This is a genomic window from Gluconacetobacter entanii, assembly GCF_013155425.1.
GTDB lineage: Bacteria > Pseudomonadota > Alphaproteobacteria > Acetobacterales > Acetobacteraceae > Novacetimonas > Novacetimonas entanii.
Map to the genome: position 1 here is coordinate 1 of NZ_JABJWD010000170.1, position 1683 is coordinate 1683.

The window sequence follows — 1683 nt, forward strand, 5'->3', positions numbered from 1 at the left end:
GACAGATCATTCGCAGCGATGATTTATCTCACCGCCGCAATCATCAATTCGCGTTAATTCCCAACAGACCCCAAAAAGCTTCGAAAGACGCCGCCTTTTTGAAAAAAGGCGGCACCCAAAAACTTTTTGAAATTTACAGCCTTCTACCAAAAAAGCCTTCCACACGGACGGGGTGACCCGGACCATGGGAAGGCTTTTTTCTTACATCCCGTGTGGGATGGGACAGCATGCCCCACCCCGACAGGCGGATCAGATGTGGATGGCACGCTTTTCCACGTCGAGGGCAGCTTCCTTGACAGCTTCGCTCAGCGTGGGATGCGCATGGCAGGTACGGCCGATATCTTCGGACGATGCGCCGAATTCGATCGCCATGGTGCATTCGGCAATCAGTTCGCCCGCCATCGGGCCAATGATATGCACACCCAGCACCGCGTCGGTCTTGGCATCGGCCAGAACCTTGACGAACCCGTCGGTCATGCCGATCGCGCGCGCACGGCCATTGGCGGTGAAGGGGAACTTGCCAACCTTGTAGGCAACGCCTTCTTCCTTCAGCACTTCCTCGGTCTTGCCCACGGTCGCGACTTCCGGCCACGTATAGACAACGGCGGGAATGGCACCGTAATTGACATGCCCGGCCTGACCGGCCAGCAGTTCGGCCACCGCAACGCCTTCTTCCTCGGCCTTGTGCGCCAGCATCGGGCCTGCGATCACGTCACCAATGGCATAGATGCCCGGCACGTTGGTCGCGTAATGGGCGTCGGTCACGATGCGGCCACGCTTGTCCAGCGCAATCCCCGCTTCTTCCAAGCCCATGTTCTTGCTCGCCGCCGAACGGCCGATCGCCACCAGCACGATGTCCGCGTCCAGCGTTTCCGCCGCACCACCGGCCGACGGTTCCACCGTCAGGGTGACGCCTTTCGGCCCCTTGACGGCCTTCGTCACCTTGTGGCCCAGCTTCATCTGCAGGCCCTGCTTGGTCAGGATGCGCTGGAACGTCTTGGCGATCTCGTTATCCGTGCCCGGCACCAGACGGTCGAGATATTCGATCACCGTGACTTCCGCCCCGAGGCGATGCCACACGCTGCCGAGTTCGAGGCCGATCACACCGCCACCGATCACCACCATCTTCTTCGGCACGGCGGACAGTTCCAGCGCACCGGTCGAGGTCACGATCTGCTTTTCATCGACCTCCACACCCGGCAGCACGGCGCTGTCGCTGCCGCTGGCGACGACGATGTGCTTCGCCGTCACGGGCTTGCCGTTAACGGTGATGCGGCCCGTGCCCTCGACACGGCCCTCGCCCTTCAGCCAGGTGATCTTGTTCTTCTTGAACAGGAACTCGACGCCCTTGACGTTGGCATCGACCACCGACTGCTTGCGCGCCATCATGCGCTTGAGGTCAAGCTTCACGCTGTCGATGATGATGCCCATGTCGGCATATTCATCCTTGGCGGCGTGGAAGTTCTCGGACTGCTGCAGCAGCGCCTTGGACGGGATGCACCCGACATTGAGGCACGTGCCGCCAAGGGTCGCGCGCTTTTCAACGCAGGCCACCTTGAAGCCAAGCTGTGCCGCGCGGATGGCGCAGACATAACCGCCGGGACCGGCACCGATCACGATGACATCGTAATCCGTCTCCGCCGGGGGGGCGGCAGCAGGCGTTGCGGCGGGGGCGGGCGCCGC

Annotated in this window: 1 protein-coding gene; it reads right to left on the bottom strand. The window is 61.8% G+C overall.

Annotated elements, in window-relative coordinates; genetic code table 11:
- Nucleotides 1-249 precede the first annotated feature (249 nt).
- Nucleotides 250-1683 (bottom strand): dihydrolipoyl dehydrogenase (gene lpdA / locus HNH97_RS17680; RefSeq protein WP_171791763.1); only part of this gene is annotated, 1434 nt, incomplete at its 5' end.